2 protein-coding genes are annotated in these 1,501 nt (G+C 75.4%); one reads left to right on the top strand and one right to left on the bottom strand.

Translation table 11 applies throughout. The features are described from left to right. A partial coding sequence (locus KBX37_RS33795) for a hypothetical protein (RefSeq protein WP_210779877.1) occupies positions 1-656 on the bottom strand: 656 nt, incomplete at its 3' end. A gap of 182 nt (positions 657-838) precedes the next feature. On the opposite strand from KBX37_RS33795, the gene KBX37_RS33790 reads away from it, so the two are divergent. Further along, the coding region (locus KBX37_RS33790; RefSeq protein ID WP_210779876.1) for a methyltransferase at positions 839-1,501 on the top strand (663 nt) is incomplete at its 3' end.

Here is a 1,501-nt window from a genome sequence, read left to right as displayed (position 1 = left end):
GGGGTGGCACCGGCCACCGGACGCCCGGCCGCCGGCGGCACCTCCGCCACCGCCTCCTCGGTCGCGTCGGCCGACGCGTCGACGGCCTCGGTCGGGTCGACGGCCACGGCCGAGCCGCTCGGCTCCGGCGTGGCGAACGCCTCGCCGGCGAGCAGGCCGACCACGTTGCGGGTGGCGCTCTGCCGGGCGAGCAGCCGCAGGTTGGCGTCGTACGCCTCGGCGGCGAGGGTGACGCGACCCCGGTTGACGTCCTCGGCGAAGGCCACCCGGTAGCGGGCGGTGACCGTCCGGTCCGGGCAGAGCGTGCCCGGGTCAAGCTGACGGTCGGTGAGCCGGGCGATGTCCCCCTCGGTCTGGATCTGCAACGGGAAGCTGCCCGAGTCCTCCACCCGGTCCACCTTCACCTGGTCCAGCCGCAGGCCCCGCACGCTGAGCACCATCGACCAGCGGACCTTCACGCACCGGCCGCCGTCGTTGCGCGACACCACCGCGGAGAGGGTGCTCACCTGGTCGCCGGCACTGAACTCGTCCGGCAGGCCGCTCAGCTCGGTGGCGAAGCCGGCCGCCGCCGAGGCCGGCACGGGCGCGGCCAGCCCCACCACGGACAGGCAGGCCAGCACCACCCCGGCCCGCAGCGCGTTCCGCCACACCGTCACCACCGCCTCGCCCTCCCGTCGGTCGCATCCACCTGGCAACGCTATGAGCGGTGCCGGGTAGCCGGTAGACGGGCGTGTTCGCACGAACCGTGAAGTACAGGTCGGGTTATCACGCTGGGTGGTGAACCGGTCACGCCCGACCCGCGACACGCCCGGGAACCGCCCCGGGAGACAATTCCCCGGTGTCCGATCTCTCCGCGGCCTTCGTCCGGCTGCACGCCCGCCTCACCCCGGTGGCCTTCGTCCCCGAGGTGCGGCTGCACCAGGCCGACGAGCCGATCGGGCTCTGGGAGCTGACCGAGGGCGAGTTCCGCAGCTCCCAGCCGCCGCCGTTCTGGGCCTTCGCCTGGGCCGGTGGCCAGGCGCTGGCCCGCTACGTCACCGACCATCCGGAGCTGGTGGCCGGCCGCCGGGTGCTGGACCTGGCGTCGGGCTCCGGCCTGGTCGCCATCGCGGCCGCCCGGGCCGGCGCGACCACCGTCCGCGCCGTCGAGGTCGACGAGCGGGCGGTGGCCGCCGTCGCGCTCAACGCCGAGGCCAACGGGGTACGCGTCGACGCCGAGTTCGGCGACATCCTCGACGCCGACGCCGGGGACGCCGAGGTGGTGCTCGCCGGGGACGTCTTCTACAGCGAGGCGATGGCCCGGCGGGTGCTGCGTTTCCTGCTGCGGGCCGCCCGCTCCGGTGCCCGGGTGCTGGTCGGCGACCCGGGGCGGGCCTTCCTGCCCCGCGAGCGGTTCCGCGAGCTGGCCGCCTACGACGTGCCGGTGCCGGAGGCGCTGGAGAGCGTAGGGGTGAAGCGCACCACCGTCTGGGAGCTGGACCCGACCCCGCCGGGAGCCGCC

Origin of the sequence: Micromonospora sp. U56, from assembly GCF_018070095.1 — a bacterium.
Taxonomy (GTDB): Bacteria; Actinomycetota; Actinomycetes; order Mycobacteriales; family Micromonosporaceae; genus Micromonospora; species Micromonospora purpureochromogenes.
This window is presented reverse-complemented; position numbering and strand designations above follow the sequence as displayed.